Raw genomic sequence first — 17,166 nt, 5'->3', positions numbered from 1 at the left:
CCCACGGGAGGCACCATGGCCGCGTCGCCGTTTTCGCTGGAGAAAAAGGTCGCCATCGTCACCGGAGGCGGCGTGGGCATCGGCCGCTCCATCGCCGTCGAGTTCGCCAAGGCCGGCGCCGATGTCGTCATCTGCAGCCGCAAGAAGGAAAACCTCGACCCCGTGGTGGACGAGATCAAGAAGCTCGGGCGGCGCTCCTTCTGCGAGGCGGTGGACGTGCGCCAGGAGGACGCCGTCAAGGCCCTCGTCGAGCGCACCGCGAAGGAGATGGGCCGCCTCGACATCATGGTCAACAATGCCGGCGCCTCCTTCCGCTCCAAGGTCGAGGACATCAGCGCCAACGGCTGGAACGCGGTGATCGGCATCAACGTCAACGGCGTCTTCTTCGGCTGCAAGTGGGCGGGCAAGCAGATGATGGCCCAGGGCGGAGGCGGGGTCATCATCAATGTGTCCTCCATCGCGGGCGTCTACGGCTCGACCATGATGTCCCACTACGGCGCGGCCAAGGCCGCCGTGATCAACTTCACGCGCGCGCTCGGCATGGCCTGGGGACGCCAGGGCATCCGCGTCAACTGCATCGCGCCGGGGCCGATCGAGACGGAGGGCTACCTGGGCGTGCTGACCAAGCAGGATCCGGCCGTGGCCAAGAAGGCCTACGATGCGGTGGCGAGCCGCGTGGGCATGGGGCGCTGGGGCAAGGTCCACGAGATCGCCTACCCGTGCATCTTTCTCGCTTCCGACGCCTCGGCTTTCATGAACGGCGCCACCATCGTGGTCGACGGCGGCCCGAGCGCTCGGGAGGGCGACGAGGCCTCCTAGACAAACTCGGAGGGGGGCTTCGCCCCCCTTCCGAAGCCTCCCCCCAACCGATTGCGCCGGCGAAGCCGGCGCTCGAAGTGGAACGATCGTGCACGCGAGGACATCAGATTACTGAGACAGACTCGTAGCCTGTAACTGCCGGCTTCCGCAAAATGGCGTATACTCCCGTCAACCGATCGCATTCAGAACCATCGGATTCAGAAAGGAGCCGCCATGAGAGAGGCTGTCGTCGTCGCCAGCTCGCGCACCCCGCTCGCCAAGTCCTTCCGCGGGTCGTTCAACATGACCCGACCGGACGATCTCGCCGCTCACTGCATCAAGGACGTGCTGGGCAAGGTTCCCGGTCTCGATTCCTCCGAGATCGAGGATGTCATTCTCGGCTGCGCCCAGCCCAACGGCCCCCAGGGCAGCAACGTGGCGCGCGTGGCGTTGATCCGGGCCGGGCTGCCCGCCTCCGTGGCCGGCACCACCGTCAACCGCTTCTGCTCGTCCGGGCTGCAGGCCATCGCCATGGCCGCGAACCAGATCATGCTGGGTGGGGCTGAGGCCGCCATCGGCGGCGGGCTCGAGAGCATCAGCATGATGAAGCGCGACGGCGATCCGAACCCCTGGGTCAAGGAGAAGAAGCCCGGCATTTACATGGTCATGGGCGACACGGCCGAGGTGGTGGCCAAGCGCTACAAGATCACCCGCGAGATGCAGGACCAGTATTCTCTGGTGAGCCAGCAGCGCACGGCGCGCGCCCAGGAGGAAGGCTTCTTCAAGGAAGAGCTGGCCCCGCTTCAGGTCGTGCGCGGCATCGTCGACAAGAAGACGGGCGAGATCGCGGGCAAGGAGGACTACTACGTGGACAAGGACGAGTGCAACCGTCCGGACACCACGCTGGAAGCGCTCCTCAAGCTGCCCCCGCACTTCGACAAGGACAGTGGTCAGGGCACGGTGACGGCCGGCAACTCCTCCCAGCTCTCCGACGGCGCCTCCGCCACCCTCCTCATGTCCATGGACCGCGCCAAGGCCCTGGGCGTCAAGCCCAAGCTCATCTTCCGCGGCTTCGCCGTGGCCGGCTGCGAGCCGGACGAGATGGGCATCGGCCCCATCTACGCGATCCCCAAGCTCCTCAAGCGCCAGGGGCTCAAGATGGACGATATCGACGTGTGGGAGCTGAACGAGGCCTTCGCCTCCCAGGTGGTGTACTGCCGCGACAAGCTCGGCATCCCCATGGAGAAGCTCAATCTCAACGGCGGGTCGATCTCCATCGGCCATCCCTTCGGCATGACGGGCTCGCGCATGGTCGGCACCATCGCCAACGAGATGCTGCGGCGCAAGGCGCGCTACGGCGTGGTCACCATGTGCATCGGCGGGGGCCAAGGAGCGGCAGGACTTTTTGAAGCTTGCAACTGAGGCTGCGAATGCATGAGGTCATTGCATGAAGTCGCGGGTGGCGTTGGGGATCGCGATTCCGCAGATCTTCCAGGACGAGCCGGTCGGCCCCGACGGCATTCGGAACTTTCTCCTCCGCGCGGAATCCCTCGGCTATGAGAGCGGCTGGGTCCAGGAGCAGATCCTGGGCTCGGCCAAGACCTACGAGCCCATCGAGCTCCTGACCTTTGCCGCGGCCTGCACGACACGCCTGCGACTGGGCGCAGCCGTGCTGCTCACCGCGCTCCGCAGCCCCGTGCACACCGCCAAGAGCCTGGCCACGCTCGATCACCTGTCGCAGGGCCGGCTCATCGTCGGCGTCGGGCTCGGCGCCGCGCAGAAGCTCTATCCCGCCTTCGGCATGACGGCGATGCGCCGCGCCGCGCGCTTCACGGAGGGTCTCAAGCTCATGATCCGGCTCTGGACCGAGCCGCAGGTAACGTTCGACGGCGAGTTCTACAAGCTCGACCATGCCGCCATGGAGCCCAAGCCCATCCAGAAGCCGCACCCGCCGCTCTGGTTCGGCGCTCACCATCCCGACGCCCTCAAGCGCGCCGTCGATCTGGGGCAGGGCTTCATGGGCGCGGGATCCTCTCCCACGCCGGTATTTAAGGATGAGGTCTCGGTGGTCCGGAAGCTCCTGGAGGCCGCCCGACGCGATCCCACCTCCTTCCCCATCGGCAAGCGTGTCTACATCGCGGTAGATCGGGACAAGGGGCGGGCCGGCCGGCGGCTCACGGAGTGGTTCGCCGCCTATTATCGGCGAGGGGAGATGGCCGAGCAGGTCTCGGTCTGGGGCAGCGCGGAGGAATGCGCCGAGGGTCTTCGCGCCATCATCGCCGCCGGCGCCCAGTCGCTCCTGCTCAATCCCGTCTTCGACCACGCGGAGCACCTCGAGCAGCTCGCGAGCGACGTCGCCCCCCGGCTCTAGTCTCGGCCGCTCAGCACCTCGCGAACGCGACGCACGAGCTGCTCGGGGTTGAAGGGCTTCTCGAGAAAGGCCGTGCCCGGCTCGAGCACGCCGTGGTGGACGATGGCGTCGTCGGTGTAGCCCGAGACGAACAGGACCTTCATCTCGAGCCGGACGGCGGCGAGCCGGCGCGCGAGATCCGCCCCGCTCATCGTCGGCATGACCACGTCGGTGAGGAGGAGATGGATGGGGCCCGGGTAGCGCTCGGCCATCAGCATGGCCTCGCCACCGTGACCCGCCTCGAGCACCGTGTAGCCGTACAACTGGAGGGTCTCCAGCACGACGGCCCGCAGCTCGTCCTCGTCTTCCACGAGCAGGACGGTCTCCGTTCCACCCCCTGCTCGCATGGGAGCTTCGGGGGTGGGGGCGATCTCCACGCTCTCCTCGACACGCGGGAGGTAGATCCTGAAGGTCGTCCCCCTGCCGGCGGCACTGTGGACAGAGATGCCGCCGTCGCTCTGCTGGACGATGCCGTACACGGTGCTGAGGCCGAGTCCCGTCCCCTTGCCCTGCTCCTTGGTGGTGAAGAACGGCTCGAAGATCCGCGCCCGGGTCGCTTCGTCCATGCCGGTGCCGGTATCGGACACCGCGAGCACCACGGTGGGGCCGGGGCGCAGCCCCGCGTGCTGCTGGGCATCGCCTTCCGTCAGCTCGACCTCGGTGGTCTCGATGGTGAGCTTGCCCCCCTGCGGCATCGCGTCGCGGGCATTCACGACCAGGTTCACGATGACCTGCTCGATCTGGCCCGGATCGGCCTTGACTCGCCCGAGGGCCGGCGCGAGGTCGGTGCGCAGGGCGACGTCCTCGCCGATCAGACGGCGCAGCATGGATTCCATGTTCTCCACGACGGCATTGAGGTCGAGAACCTTGGGCTGCAGCACCTGCTTGCGGCTGAAAGCCAGGAGCTGTCGGGTCAGCTCGGTGGCCCGCATGGCCGTCTTCCGGAAGAGCTCGATGTCGCGGCGCATGGGGTCCTCGGGACGGAGCCGCCTGAGCAAGAGGTCGCTCCGCCCGAGCACGACGGTCATGAGGTTGTTGAAGTCGTGCGCGATGCCGCCGGCGAGGCGACCCACCGCCTCCATCTTCTGTGACTGGCGCAGGCTCTCCTCGAGCATCCGGCGCCCCGTGACGTCCTTGAGCACCCCGACCGTCCCCGTGAGCGCTCCGCTCGCGTCCCGGAGCAGGGAGATGGAGGCGGAGCCCGCCAGCGTGCGACCATCTTTGCCGCGGACGACCGCCTCGTAGTCCCGCAGCCGGCCTTCGGCGAGCAGGCGGGCCATGATGGCGCGCGCTTCCTCCGGACCGCCGGCATAGAATTCGGCGGCCGTGCGGCCAAACGCCTCTCCCGCCGCGTAGCCGAACATCTCCTCGGCTCCCGGGCTCCAGTACGTGATCCGGCCGTGGACGTCGGTGGTGACGATGGCGTCCGCCGAGCTTTCCGCGATCGACTGGAGGAAGTCGCGCGCATCCCGGACCTCCTGGTAGAGCCGCGCCGTCTCCAGCGCGATGGCCGCCCGGTCCGCAAAGGCCTCGACGACCTGCACTTCCTCATCCGTGAATTGCCGGCCCACGGAATCGCCAAGCGACAGGGCGCCGATGACCCGGTCCTGGACGACGAGCGGTACCGCCACCACCGCCCCGAATCCCGCCCGCTTCATCCGCGCCTGATGGTCGGGGGGCTGGGGTATCCGCGGATCGGCCAGCAAATCCGAGGTGACCACGGGGCGGCGTGAGCGCGCGGCGAGGCCGATGGCGCCCTGGCCGAGCGGGTAAACGAGCCGGCTGCCCTCGACCACGCCGTGGTCGCCGCGGAGGCTCAGCGCCTCGAGATCCTCCGTCTCCGGCCGCAGGCGAAAGAGGGCCGCGTTCGCGACGCCGAGGAGGGTGCGGACGCTCTCCACGATGCGATCCGAGACGTCGGCGAGGTCGAGCGACTGGCCGAGCAGGCGGCCGACGGCGGCGTGGGCCTCGGCGGTGCGCCGCCGCCGCTCCGTCTCCTGGAGGAGGCACGCGTTGTCGATGGCCACGGCGGCCTGGCTCGCGAGGAAGCCCATCAGCTCCCGCTCCTCGTCGGCGAACTTCCGATGCTCGCCGAAGAAGATGGACAGCACGCCGATCACTCGATCCCGCGCGATCAACGGGAGCCCCGCGTAGGCGTGGAGACCCGCCTCCTGGACGAGGTGGGGGTTGAGCCACCGCGGCTCGTGGTCGATATCTTCGACGAAGATGGGGCGGCGTGAGTCGTACACGACCGCCGCCACGCCCCGGCCGTAGGGAACCTCGGCGATCTCGACCATCACGGGCGACGCCGCGGGGCCGCTCGTGTAGTGTTGCCCGACGCGAAGGGCCTTGGTGGCGGGATCGTCGACGAGCACCCCCGCGACCTTCGCGCCCAGAAGGGAAACGGCCGCCCCCGCGACCGCTTCGAAGACGCGCTGGCTGTCCGTGGCGGCGGCGATGACGCTGGACACCCGCGCGAGCACGGCGAGGTTCTCCGCGCGCCATGCCGCTCGGTGGGCGAGGGCGCGCATGGCGCTTTCCGTTCGCTTGCGCTCCGTGATGTCCAGCATCACGGCCACCATGGCCGAGCGGCCTCGCCACGTGATGGGGGTGACGAGGCACTCGAGCGACACCAGGGTGGCATCGGATCGCGAGGCCTGAAACTCGTAGCGGGCGGGGACGCTCTCGCCCCGCTCGCGCGCCCGCGCCATGGCGAGGACCCGCTCGCGGTCATGCGGCGCCACCAAGGCCAACACGCTCTGGCCGAGCAGGTCGGCGGGGCTCTCGTGGCCGAGGAGGCGCGCGATGGATGGGTTGGCGTAGCGGATCACGCCACCCTCGTGGATGACGATGCCCTGGAGCGAGCCTTCCACGATGGCCGTATGCTGCTCGCTCTGGAGGCGGAGCCCAGCCAGGATACGGTGTCGCTCGACGATGTGGGGCAAAGCGACGGCGAGCCGGCCTGCCCAGCCCCGGCTCATCACCCGGCAATCGTCGGCGCCCTCGTGATAGGCGCGGCGGGAAAGGCTCGGATCGTCACGCCTGGCCAGGCCGATGAGGGTCACGCCGGGGTCAGCCGCGTGGATCTGGTGGAGGGCATCGGCCTCCGACATCTCGGGCAGTCCCAGGTCCAGCAGGGCGACTTCGATGTCTCCTCCCCCCAGGCGCTCGATAGCCTCGGCGAGCTTGCTCACCTGCTGGACCTCGACGACGGGAGTCCGGCTCCGCCCGAAGGCAGCCAGGAGCGAGCGGGTGGCCACGGGGTCGGACTGGATGAGGAGCACGCGGAGGCAGGGCTTCGCGGCCGGGCTGAGTCGCACGCGGCCCTTGACCTTCGCTCCTCCACGAGGCCGGGCGCGCGCGGACCGCTGATCGTCTCGCGAATCACCGCGTTGAGCGACGCTGCTCCCAGCCTTGGCGCGAGCCATCAAGACTCCGTGACGGATTGGGGTGATGTGCATGAAATCATCCGTACCTGGCCATCATATCCTCTGGGTAGGGAAGCCCCCGCATGCGGAGTCACGGACGGGCCGCGGCGCTCTCGCACAACAGGAGAGGGAGGCCGGCCTCTGACAACGCGACCGGCAGTGGTAGCGAGAGGACGGGTGAGCTAGGCTCCGGCGAGGGTCGCGCGGGAATCGAGGAGAGCGCTGAGGTCGACCAGGCGGGACTCGAGCCAGGCGCGAGTCGCACAACAGAAGCCGCTCACTAGGTCCGCCTGGCCCTCGGCCGGAACCGACACCCCGTGCGTCACCAGGTACACGACCACCACGAAGTTCAGCATCGTCTTCAGGGGCGTCCGCACCATCGCTCTCTCTCCTTTCTCCTTGTTGCTGCTCTCCTTGTTGCTGCCCGTAAGACTGGCGGCCGTCCGTCTTTGTTTACAGCCCACCGGCCGTAAACACCGGAGGCCTGTCGCCCGTCTGGTCAATCAGGAGAGGCGCGTGAGGGCGCCCAAGGGAGAAATGGACATGAGGCTCAACGGGACGGTCAACATCGAGCGGGACGCCAATGCCAACTACGTGGTCACCTATGCGCCGATCGGGGTGACTCACCTCGGCCGGCCCCCGCGCCGCTTCAAGGGCTGGCAGCACCTCGTGGCCTTCCTCCAGGGGCCGCTGCACATCTGCCCCCAGGACGTGCGCAGCGCGCTGAACGCGCTCTTCCGCAACGGGGCCTTTTGTCTGGACGGGGTCTGGCTCACCGAGGCGGAGATCGCCGAGCTTGGTCTGGGGTCGGTCTTCTGTCTCGAGGCCCCCGGCGGCCTCGCCTACGCGCACGCCTGATCCGGTTTCGGAAGGGGGGCGGAGCCCCCTCCGAGCTAGCTACCGATCTGGAATCGCAACAGCTCGTGGGCGCGCCGGAGCGAGGCCTCGGCCTCGTTGGGTGAAGCGGCACGGGAGAAGATGAAGCCGAGATACTCGGAGCCCTCGGGCAGCGGCACGATCCGCTGGCCCGCATGCATCGAGATGGTGATGTCCTCGATGCCGGGTACCGCGCGCGCCTGATCGAGCCCGTCGACACCGCGCAGGATACCGCCCCGGGGAATGGGAATCATCATGACGCCGGCGGCCGGGCGCTCGCGCTCGAGCGAGGCGATGGGCCAGCCGAGCGCGTGACGCAGGATGATCTCCTCGAGCGTCATGCCCGTGCCGAAGCGCAAGGTCCGCGCGCAGAGCCCTCCGATGGAGCGCGCGGCCAGCTCGATGAGCCACGGGCCCGCGTCATTGATTCGCAGCTCCGCGTGAATGGGGCCGTCGGTGAGGCCAAGAGCCCGGGCGGCCCGGGCCGCGCAGTCGGCGACGGCGGCCTGCCTCGCCTCCGGGAGCCGCGAGGGCGTCACGTAGATCGTCTCCTCGAAGTAGGGCCCGTCCAGGGGATCGGGCTTGTCGAAGAGGGCCAGCGTCTGGAGCTGTCCCGCGGTCAGCATCCCTTCGAGGGCGACTTCGATGCCGGGCACGAAGCTCTCCACCAGGATCTTCGAAGCGCCTTCGCCCATCTCGCGGATTTCCGGCAAAAGCAAAATGGCCGCGATCCGCGCCCAGGCGGCGGCGAGCTCGGCCGGCGTGTCTGCCCGAACGACGCCGCGGCTCGCCGAGAGGACCAGGGGCTTGAGCACGCATGGATAGCTCACGCCCATGGCCACCCCTGCCGGATCCTCCTCCACTCCGAAGGCCGCGAAGCCAGGCTGGGGCACGCCCACGCGCCCGAGCGCCTCGCGCATGGCAAGCTTGTTCCGCGTGGCGCTCACGGCGGCGATGGGATTCGCGCGCAACCCGAGGGCCTGACCGATGGCGGCGCCCACCACGGTGGTGGCGTCGTCGACGGGCACCACGGCGGCGATGGGATATCTCCGCGCATAGTCGCTGACCTGCCGCACGCTGGCCGCCGGGTCCTTGAAGGGGAGGGTGAGCAGCCGCTCCGGCACGGCCTCGGCCAGCGCATTGGGCTTCTCGGCGGCCACCACGAGGTCGACGTCGAGCCGTCCCGCCGCTTCGACGAAGTCCTCCGTTCGATACGTGGTGGTGGGCACGAGCAGGAGGAGGCGCGGCCTCGCCACGGTCAGCCCTTGTAGAAGCGGGCGAGCGCCTCCACGGCGACCGGCTCGGAGAGCGTCGGCGCATGTCCCATGTCCGGCACCTCGACGCGCACGAGGGCGGGCTGGCGGCGCGCCATCTCATCCGCGGTGACCCGGCTGAGGACATCGCTCTCCGCGCCGCGGATGAGCAGCATCGCGCAACGGAGCGATCCCAGCGTCTGCCACCATAGCTCGCCCGCCGCCTTCATCACCGCCGCGGTCGGCGGGGGCAGCTTGCCGATGGCCGGATCGAACTTGAATCGCCAGGCGCCCGCATTCGCACGGACGGCCCCGCGCAGTCCCTCATCCACGTCCGCGCGCGGCAGCCGGCGCAGCCAGAGATAACGCTGGAGCGCCCAATCCACGATGGCGTCGAAGCTCGGAAAGCTCTCGGGCACCGTCGCCGTATAGGCCGCGATGCGGGTGCTCCCGGCCCTGTCGATCTCGGGGCCGATGTCATTGAGGACCAGGCTCAGGACGCGCTTCGGGTCGAAAGCGCCGAGCGACAGTCCGCAGAGCCCTCCCAGCGAGGTGCCGAGGACATGCACGGCCGGCTGCCCGAGCTCATCGAGGAGCGTCACGACGTCGCGCACGTAGTGAGGGATCGCGTAGGTCTCGGGCGCGGCCCACTCGCTCTCGCCCCGCCCGCGAAAATCCAGCGCGATGCAGCGGTAGCGCCCGGCCAAGCGCGCGGCGACCTGGTCGAAGGTGTGGCTCTGCTGAGTCAGCCCGTGCAGCATCAGGATGGCCGGCGCCTCCTTCGCGCCCCAGTCCTGCCAGTGAAGCCGCACGCCATTGACGCTCATCCATTCGTCGCGGTACATGGCCGTCTCATTTGGCCCGCGATGCGGTAAGGTGTCAAGCCAATGCCTCTTCGACGACCGACTGAGTTTCGAGCCGAAACGTGGCCGACGAGCCGCAGGCGAGGAGCACGGTGAGGCGAGGGCTGAATGGGAGGGAATCCATGAACGCGGGCATCATGATCGAAGCGCAGGAAGGCCTCACGTGGGAGCGCTGGCTCCGGCTGGCCCAGGCGGCCGAGGACCTCGGCTACCATTCGCTGTGCCGCTCGGATCACTTGACGGGGCTCGGCGGAGACTCGAAGCGGGCCTCTCTCGAGACCTGGACATCGCTCACGGCGCTCGCCACGCGGACGAAGCGCATCCGCTTCGGTCCCATGGTCTCGCCCCTCACCTTCTATCATCCCGCGCTGCTCGCCAAGATGGCGGCGGCCGTGGACAATCTGTCCGGAGGCCGCCTCGACCTGGGCCTGGGCGCGGGCTGGAACGAGCACGAGCACGCGATGTTTGGCATCCCGTTCGGAAGCGTCAAGGAGCGGCTCGATCGGCTCGAGGCGGGCGCGCGCGTGATCCGCGCTCTCGAGAAAGGCCAGCCGGTGACGCTCCCGCAGCCGCTCTTCCCGCTCAAGAGCGCGGAGAGCTATCCGCGCCCGCCCTCGGGCCGCTACCGCATCGTCATCGGCGGGCGCGGCGAGAAGCGCACGCTCAAGATCGTGGCCGAGTTCGCTGACGAGTGGAATGTCACGCGAGTGGACCACGCGACCTTCACCCAGAAGCGCCAGATCCTGGCCGAGCATTGCCGCGCCTTCGGCCGCGATCCGGAGGCCATGGCCCGCTCCCTGATGATTCCGCTCGCCATCGGGCGCGACGCGGATGATGTGGCCAAGCGCATCGCGGCCGCCCGGGCCTTCTTCCCCGCCCTGCCTGCGGACGAGGCGGCCTGGCACGCGGCGTCCTTTCTCGCGGGCTCGCCGGAGCGCATCGTCGCGGACCTCAAGGCCTGGGAAAAGGTGGGGGTTCAGCGGGTGCTCCTCCAGATGCTCGATCAGGAGGACATCTCCGCTCTCGAGCTGTTCGCGCGCGAGGTCCTGCCGAAAGTGGTTTGACTCCTGGCTGGCCATCGGCCGTGTCTGTCCGGCGTCTGACACAGTGTCAAGGGGTCTGACAACGCCCGTGACAGCCCGCCCCCGCTGCCCTGGGCGGACACCGCGACTTCGTCTGACTTAATCGGTCCTTGTCAGTCACCCGGGAGGCCATCGGGTGGCAGGGAAGTTGCTCTCTAGGCGGGCCCCATGAGTAGGCCGCGTCCGAGCCCCCATGCCCGCTGGACCGGCGGCTTCTCCATGCCGGAGCTCGTGGCCAGCGCCGGTCTCATCGGTGTCCTCGCTACGGTGGCCTTGCCCATGGGCCTCAACTACCTGCCCGCGGCCCAGGCGAGAAGCGGCGCGCGCGAGATCCAGGCGGTGCTGATGCAGGCACGGATGGTGGCGATCAGCACCCGTCAGCCGATCTGCGCTCAGCCCGTCACGGGTGGGTATCAGTACCTCCAGGGCGGCTGCGGCGGCGTCGCCTGGATCGGTGCCAGCACCAATGCCTCGGGCATCGCGATGGTCTCGAATGACGTGATCGCGAGCGGGCCCGCCCCCGTCTTCACGCCCTTCGGCACCGCGAGCGTCCCCAGCGTGATCAGCGTGAGCCACGGCGCCCAGACCCTGACCGTCACGGTGCAGCCGTCAGGACAGGTGACCATCCCGTGATGTCGCGGCCGGCCGCGTGGAGGCTTGCGCGAGTCATGAGTGACCGGCGCGGCTTCAGCTTGCCCGAGCTGCTGGTCTCGTGCGGCGTGCTCGGCCTCGTGATGGCCGGGGTGGCGGGCGTGCTCTCCACAGGCGGACAGGTCAGCGTGGAGGGTGACAACCGCGCTCAGGCTCAGCAGACCGCGCGCGCGGCCATGATCGTCGAGGAGGAGCTCCGGCTCGCGGGCTATGGCTTCCCCACCGCCCAGCCGAAGATCCTGGCCGCCTCGCCGACCGGCATCACGTTCTGGGCGGACCTGACCAATGCCTCCACCCGGATCACCGCCAACGCCAACGCGGGCGACACGCTCTTGAACGTCGCCAGCGGCGCGGGTTTCACGGCGGGCGATGTGATCTATCTGATGAACACCGACCAGTTCTGGACGGTCACCGTCTCCTCCGCCTCGGCCACCACCATCCTCATCCCCACCCCCGGGATCCCGGTGGCCCTGCCCCAGGGCGTCCAGGTGGGGCGGCCCAAGCAGATCCGCTATCAGTGGGACGGGATCAGCACGCTGTTCAAGGACACGAGCACGGGACTCGGCTTCCAGCCGCTCGCCACGGGCGTCACCGGGTTTCAGCTCACTTACTTCGACACGAACGACGTGGCGATTCCTGTAGCCAGCCTGGCCGCGAGCCTCGGGATCATCCGTCGCGTCGTGATCACGCTAACGGCCCAGTCGGCCGGGACCGACGAGGTCCGCTCCTTCACGCTGACGTCGTCCGTCCGCCCGCGGAATCTCTGAGGGCGAGGAGGACCCGTCCATGAATATTCGCAAAGGATTTGGTGTCGCGTGCCGGTCCGAGCGCGGCTCGGCCCTGCCCCTGGCCATGATCGTCATGCTGCTCTGCTCCATTCTGGGCTTCACCCTGGTCGCCATGGGCATGACCGAGATGCAGATCTCCGGCAGCTGGAAGCAGTACAGCGCGGCCTTCTACGCGGCCGAGGGCGGCATCGAGTCTGGTGTGGTCGCGCTGCGGACCATCCTCGCCAGCACCCAGACCCCGAGTGCCACCCAGCTCGCCGGCATCACGGCGCCCGCCCTCAGCGATCCCAAGCTCTCCTTCGTCACCTATTCGGTGGCCTGGGTCGTGCCAACGCCTCCCAACTCCTACGCGACCACGTTCACGACCGGACCCTACGCGGGCTTCAGCGGCCAGGTCACAGACTACCTCATCACCTCAGAGGTCCGAGGCGACAATGGCACCCGCGCCCGCCTGACCCAGATTCTCCGTCAGGTCCAGGTGCCGCTCTTCCAGTTCGGCGTCTTCTACGGCGCCGGCGTCGACCTCGAGATCGCGCCGGGCCCGAACATGACCTTCAATGGCCGCGTGCACTCGAACAGCAATATCTATGTGGGCGCCGGCTCCTCGCTCGACTTCGACTCGACCATCACGACAGCCGGCAGCATCTTCCGCCGCATCAAGCGCGATACCTCGATCCCCTGGGGCAACAACCCGCGCATCAAGGACTCCGGCGGCACCTATCAGCCGCTCAACTTCGACAGCGCGCTCCAGCCCGGGTTCGGCAGCGGCTGGACGGCGGCCGCCTGGCAGGCGCGGGCCATGGCCACCTTCGGCGGCACAGTCCGCGACAACGCCATGGGCGTGGGCCAGATCATCCCGCCCATCCCCCAGCTCTTCTACAATCCGGCCAGTCCTGACGTGGTCTCGCACCAGCTCATCGAGGTCGCCAACGTCGGCGATGCCCCGGACCTGGCGGCAGCCAAGATGTATTCCAAGTCCGGCCTGCGCATCGTCAACGGGGGGGCCACCGACATGGGCGGTAGTCCCGTCACCCTGCCTGCGGGCGTGATTACCACCAACACCTTCTATGACATGCGCGAGCAGCGGACCATGAGCGTAACCGATGTCAACATCGGGCTCCTGCGCTCGGCGAGCGCCGCCCCCGCCAACGGGGTGCTCTACGTGGCGACCACGGGCACGCCGGGAGCTGCGGTGAGGCTGATCAATGGCTCACAGTTGCCCTCACAGGGACTCACGGTGGTGAGCGAGAACCCGATGTACATCAGGGGCGACTACAACACGGTGGCCAAGGTGCCCGCGGCGGTGCTGGCCGATGCCATCACCGTGCTCTCGAACAACTGGGCGCCGAACAATAGCGACAGCAAGGGCAATCTCGCGACCGATACTCGGCAGGCCACGGCGACCACAGTGAACGCGGGCTTCGCGCTGGGGCCCTCCGCGGAGTCCGTGCTCAACCAGGGCAATGGCCAGCTCGAGAACGATATCCGCTTCCTCGAGGACTGGAACGGCAACGCGTTCACCTACCGCGGCTCCATCGTAGACCTCTGGCATAGCCACCAAGCCGTCGGGCAGTGGCAGTGCTGCGGCTCCGGCGGCACCCAGTACTACACCCCACCTCAGCGGATCTGGAGCTACGACACGCTCTTCAACACCAATCCGCCGCCCGGCACGCCTCAGGGGGTGCTCCTCCTGCGCGGCGCCTGGTCCCAGCAATAGGGGTGACGGCAATGCGTGGTCGGCTGCGCGGGCAGGCGGGCATGAGCCTGATCGAGGTCATGCTCGCCGTGGCTTTCCTTGCGGTGGCGCTGGTGGCCTTGCTGAGCATGCTGACGCAGGGCTCGGTCAGCGTGGTCGCGGGCGGCGGCCAGTCCAAGGCCACCGCTTATGGCCGGCAGATGATGGAGCAGCTCCGCAACCAGCCCTTCACTCCCGGCCCGCTCAATGGCACGGACACTCCCGAGCCGGGCATCACCCGCGCCTGGTCCGTCGTGCAGGCGGGCGCCACGGTGGCTCCGAACCGCCTCGTGACCATTCAGGTCATCGTCCAGGTCAATCGCGCGACGGGCACCCTGGGCGCCCAGAACATCACCCTGACCACCATGCGCGCCGAGTAGCGGGGGTCAGGTCTTGCAATCCTACATCGGGTAGAATTTTCGCAGAGAAGTCGCCTACCTCATGTGGCATTGCAAGACCTGACCCCGGCTAGAGGGGCAGGCGCTCGCCGGCTTGGTGCCAGGTGGGCTCCTGGCCAGGTCGAAAGATCTTGATGCGCGCCGTCCCGTGCGCGGTCACCACCCCGCCCTCGACAGTCAGCCACGCGCCTTCCTCGAGCCCCGCCACCGGATTACCGTTGACCACGTGATACTCGCGGATCCGATCGTCGCGCGTCTCGCTGTAGGGCGCCATGGCGGGATCGGTCTGTTTGTAGTGCGGGTTGATATTGAAGGCGACGAGGCCTAGGGCGTCGAAGCGCTCGAGGGCCACCACGTTCCAGTCATTGGTGGTCAGGATGGTCGGCCCCGCCACATTGGAGCCGGCGCTGGCGCCCACATAAGGCATGCCGCCCCGCGCGCGCTCGCGGATAACCGGCAGCAGCTCGGACTCGCGGAGCCGCTTCAAGAGCGCATAGGTATTGCCCCCACCCATGAAGAGCGCCTCGGTCCGGGCGAGCACGTCGAGCGGCCGGTCATCCCAGCGGAGATGCATGAGCTCGAGCCCCGCCCCGTCCGGCGGGGGCGGCTGCAGCATCGCGCTCACCCGAGCGAAGTAGGCCGCTTCATCGTGAAGGCTGGCCGCGGTGACAAAGGCCACGCGCCGGCGCTCGCCCAGGAAGGCCGATAGCCCCGCCCGACCGTCGGGGCCGAGCGGTCCGCCCGAATGCAGCAGGACGCGCATCAGGGCGTGTACGTCTCGACGAGGCGCCTCAGCTGCGCCATGGACTTGACCATGTAGTGCGCGACGCCGTCGAGCGCGCCCTTGCGAGCCAGGAGCACCGCGGTCAGCCCGACACGGCGGGCGCCCCGGATATCCGAGTCCACGCTGTCGCCCACCATCGCGGCCTCCGAGGCCTCGAGCCGCATGCGGGCGAGCGCCAGCTCGAAGAGCGGCGGCTCCGGCTTGCCCACCACGAGCGGACGAGCGCACGCCGCCGCGGCCACCGCCTCGACGATGGCGCCGCAGCCGGGCAGAAAATCGCCTTCGACGGGTAGCCGCGGATCGAGGTTGGGCGTGACGAAGGCCGCGCCGCCGGCCACCGCGCGCGAGGCCGCGGTCAGGCGCTCGTAGGAGAACTCGAAGTCATTGCCCACGACCACGGCCTGCGCCTCGCGATACGCCGCGACAGAGACGAGGGTGTGGCCACCGTCGACCAGGGCCGCCTCGAGCTCGGGGCCGCCGATGGCGAGCACGCGAGAGGCGGGCCCCACGTGGCCGTCGAGCACGCGGCCCAGGATCTCGAGCGGGGTCAGCACCTCATCCGTGGCCGCCTGCACGCCCAGTCGCTCGAGCTTGGCCTGCATGGTCGCGGCACGGGCGCGAGAGTTGTTGGTGAGGAAGGTCAGGGCGCGCCCCTGGCTGCGCAGGAGCGCCAGCACCTCGGCGGCCCCGGGCACGAGCACGTCGCCGGTCCACACGCAGCCGTCAAGATCGAAGATGAAGCCGCGCATTTCGCGCAGCCCGCGCCGGGCTCGGGTCACGGCGGCATCGTACCATGCGCCCAGAACGGCCGGGGCGGGCCGCGGCGGGGCCGGCGAAAATCCGCTGGCCGGAAGGGCTTGACGCGCTAGATTCGATCTATGGCCAAGAATGGGAAGGCGCGGACGTATACCCTGCGTCGGGCCTCGTCCGTCGTCTTCTGCATGATCTCCATCCTCCCCCTGCTCCTCTTCGTGTATACCCTGTACGCCCTCAACGCGCTTCACCAGAGTGTCGCCCAGATCGGCCTCGCCTCCGCGCTCGTCATGTCGCTGATCGGCTTCTATATCTACTCGGTCATGATCTCCCGGCTCTCCGCCATCCTCCGCGAACTCGAAGAAGCCGACGCGCAGCCCGCGCCGCCGGCGGTGCCGGCCGGCACCGTGGTGACGGCGGCGGTGGAGCCCACGCCCGGGATGGCGGCGCCCGGAGTGCCCAGAAACACGCCACCCGCCCACCGGCCAAGCCCCTTCGCGGCGGGAAAACCCAAGAGCACGGGCGGCCGGGCCGGCCTCGTGGTCCCCGGCATGGGACGGATCACCGAGTTGAAGCCCCCCACCAACACGGGAGGCCTTGGGGATCTCGATTCGATGTGGAAGACCGAGGCCCAGCCGCTCCTGGGCAAACGCGTGCTGGTGGCGGTTCGCAATGCCGCCGATCCCATCAAGGGCACGCTCGCGCAGGTGACCGATGATGGCGTGATGATCGACCAGGACGATGGCAGCAAGGTGGGGATCAGCTACAACCGCATGTCGGCCATCGAGGCCCATACCGCCCCCGAGCCGGCCTAGCGCGAACTAGCCGCGAATACAACGCCACCCTCACCCCACCCTCTCCCTCTCCGAGGGAGAGGGATTCTTTTTGATCCCTCGCCCCAGTAGAGAGGGACACGCTGAGGGATTCTCTTTCATCCCTGGCTCACGTAGGGAGAGCGAGGCAGGCTGAGGGATTCTCTTTCATCCCTGGCTCACGTAGGGAGAGCGAGACAGGCTGAGGGATTCTCTTTCATCCCTGGCTCACGTAGGGAGAGCGAGGCAGGCTGAGGGATTCTTTTCCATCCCTGGCTCGCGTAGGGAGAGCGAGGCAGGCTGAGGGATTCTTTTCCATCCCTCGCCCCCGAAGGGGGAGAGGGCAGGGTGAGGGGGTCAGGTCCCGGCAACCAGTGCTCATGAATGGTTCGCGCTAGCGTGGTCTTCTCAGCTGCGCGCAGGGATCGCCGCGGTCGACTCCGGGCGTGAGCCAGCGGATGGAGCTCGGGCCGGGAGGCGGCGCAGATTCGTCCAGAGGGGCTTCCGTGAACTCCACGATGAGCTGGGGTGTGCC

16 protein-coding genes are annotated in these 17,166 nt (G+C 68.5%); 10 read left to right on the top strand and 6 right to left on the bottom strand.

Annotated features, from left to right (window positions below; genetic code table 11):
* Window positions 1–15 precede the first annotated feature (15 nt).
* From VGT00_16130 to VGT00_16120, 3 genes are all read left to right on the top strand, one after another.
* Window positions 16–819: a glucose 1-dehydrogenase gene (locus VGT00_16130; GenBank protein HEV8532951.1), complete on the top strand. Its 804-nt coding sequence runs from the start codon at window positions 16–18 to the stop codon at window positions 817–819.
* A gap of 213 nt (window positions 820–1,032) precedes the next feature.
* The gene (locus VGT00_16125; protein ID HEV8532950.1) at window positions 1,033–2,220 is read left to right on the top strand and encodes a thiolase family protein; all 1,188 of its coding nucleotides are present in this window, start codon (window positions 1,033–1,035) and stop codon (window positions 2,218–2,220) included.
* 25 nt (window positions 2,221–2,245) lie between these two features.
* A complete protein-coding gene (locus tag VGT00_16120; GenBank protein ID HEV8532949.1) occupies window positions 2,246–3,169 on the top strand; it encodes a TIGR03619 family F420-dependent LLM class oxidoreductase in 924 nt (307 codons plus the stop codon).
* Here VGT00_16120 and VGT00_16115 read toward each other — a convergent pair.
* Both VGT00_16115 and VGT00_16110 read right to left on the bottom strand, forming a co-directional pair.
* A complete protein-coding gene (locus tag VGT00_16115) occupies window positions 3,166–6,528 on the bottom strand; it encodes a PAS domain S-box protein (GenBank protein HEV8532948.1) in 3,363 nt (1,120 codons plus the stop codon). The two genes, VGT00_16120 and VGT00_16115, sit on opposite strands and share 4 nt — an antisense overlap.
* Window positions 6,529–6,818: 290 nt before the next feature.
* Complete coding sequence (locus VGT00_16110) at window positions 6,819–7,016, bottom strand: hypothetical protein (protein ID HEV8532947.1); 198 nt, start codon at window positions 7,014–7,016, stop codon at window positions 6,819–6,821.
* Between the two features lie 136 nt (window positions 7,017–7,152).
* Here VGT00_16110 and VGT00_16105 point away from each other — a divergent pair, with 136 nt between their 5' ends.
* On the top strand, window positions 7,153–7,494 hold the full coding sequence (locus tag VGT00_16105) for a hypothetical protein (protein HEV8532946.1): 342 nt from the start codon (window positions 7,153–7,155) through the stop codon (window positions 7,492–7,494).
* A 35-nt stretch (window positions 7,495–7,529) separates the two neighbouring features.
* On the opposite strand, the gene VGT00_16100 is transcribed toward VGT00_16105, so the two are convergent.
* Window positions 7,530–8,768 carry an ATP-grasp domain-containing protein gene (locus VGT00_16100; protein HEV8532945.1) on the bottom strand — a complete coding sequence of 413 codons (1,239 nt, stop codon included), beginning with the start codon at window positions 8,766–8,768 and terminating at the stop codon, window positions 7,530–7,532.
* Between the two features lie 2 nt (window positions 8,769–8,770).
* Window positions 8,771–9,610, bottom strand: coding sequence for an alpha/beta hydrolase (locus VGT00_16095; protein HEV8532944.1), 840 nt, complete (start codon window positions 9,608–9,610; stop codon window positions 8,771–8,773).
* Between the two features lie 140 nt (window positions 9,611–9,750).
* Between VGT00_16095 and VGT00_16090 the strand changes: the two genes are divergently transcribed.
* From VGT00_16090 to VGT00_16070, 5 genes are all read left to right on the top strand, one after another.
* The gene (locus VGT00_16090) at window positions 9,751–10,692 is read left to right on the top strand and encodes a TIGR03560 family F420-dependent LLM class oxidoreductase (protein ID HEV8532943.1); all 942 of its coding nucleotides are present in this window, start codon (window positions 9,751–9,753) and stop codon (window positions 10,690–10,692) included.
* A 186-nt stretch (window positions 10,693–10,878) separates the two neighbouring features.
* Window positions 10,879–11,343: a GspH/FimT family pseudopilin gene (locus VGT00_16085; protein HEV8532942.1), complete on the top strand. Its 465-nt coding sequence runs from the start codon at window positions 10,879–10,881 to the stop codon at window positions 11,341–11,343.
* A gap of 35 nt (window positions 11,344–11,378) precedes the next feature.
* Window positions 11,379–12,128, top strand: a complete 750-nt coding sequence (locus VGT00_16080) for a prepilin-type N-terminal cleavage/methylation domain-containing protein (protein HEV8532941.1) — start codon at window positions 11,379–11,381, stop codon at window positions 12,126–12,128.
* Window positions 12,129–12,147: 19 nt separating this feature from the next.
* The gene (locus VGT00_16075) at window positions 12,148–13,866 is read left to right on the top strand and encodes a PilX N-terminal domain-containing pilus assembly protein (GenBank protein ID HEV8532940.1); all 1,719 of its coding nucleotides are present in this window, start codon (window positions 12,148–12,150) and stop codon (window positions 13,864–13,866) included.
* 41 nt (window positions 13,867–13,907) lie between these two features.
* Window positions 13,908–14,264, top strand: coding sequence for a hypothetical protein (locus tag VGT00_16070; GenBank protein HEV8532939.1), 357 nt, complete (start codon window positions 13,908–13,910; stop codon window positions 14,262–14,264).
* 88 nt (window positions 14,265–14,352) lie between these two features.
* Here VGT00_16070 and pepE read toward each other — a convergent pair whose 3' ends face one another.
* The gene (gene pepE, locus VGT00_16065) at window positions 14,353–15,045 is read right to left on the bottom strand and encodes a dipeptidase PepE (GenBank protein HEV8532938.1); all 693 of its coding nucleotides are present in this window, start codon (window positions 15,043–15,045) and stop codon (window positions 14,353–14,355) included.
* Window positions 15,045–15,845, bottom strand: coding sequence for an HAD-IIA family hydrolase (locus VGT00_16060; protein ID HEV8532937.1), 801 nt, complete (start codon window positions 15,843–15,845; stop codon window positions 15,045–15,047). The genes pepE and VGT00_16060 overlap by 1 nt, the downstream gene beginning before the upstream one ends.
* A gap of 99 nt (window positions 15,846–15,944) precedes the next feature.
* Between VGT00_16060 and VGT00_16055 the strand changes: the two genes are divergently transcribed.
* Window positions 15,945–16,634, top strand: a complete 690-nt coding sequence (locus tag VGT00_16055; GenBank protein ID HEV8532936.1) for a hypothetical protein — start codon at window positions 15,945–15,947, stop codon at window positions 16,632–16,634.
* The last annotated feature ends 532 nt before the right edge of the window (window positions 16,635–17,166 follow it).

Source organism: Candidatus Methylomirabilota bacterium, from assembly GCA_036002485.1.
Taxonomy (GTDB): domain Bacteria; phylum Methylomirabilota; class Methylomirabilia; order Rokubacteriales; family CSP1-6; genus AR37.
The sequence above is the reverse complement of the archived record's forward strand: the minus strand, read 5'-3'. Positions and strand labels throughout refer to the sequence as shown.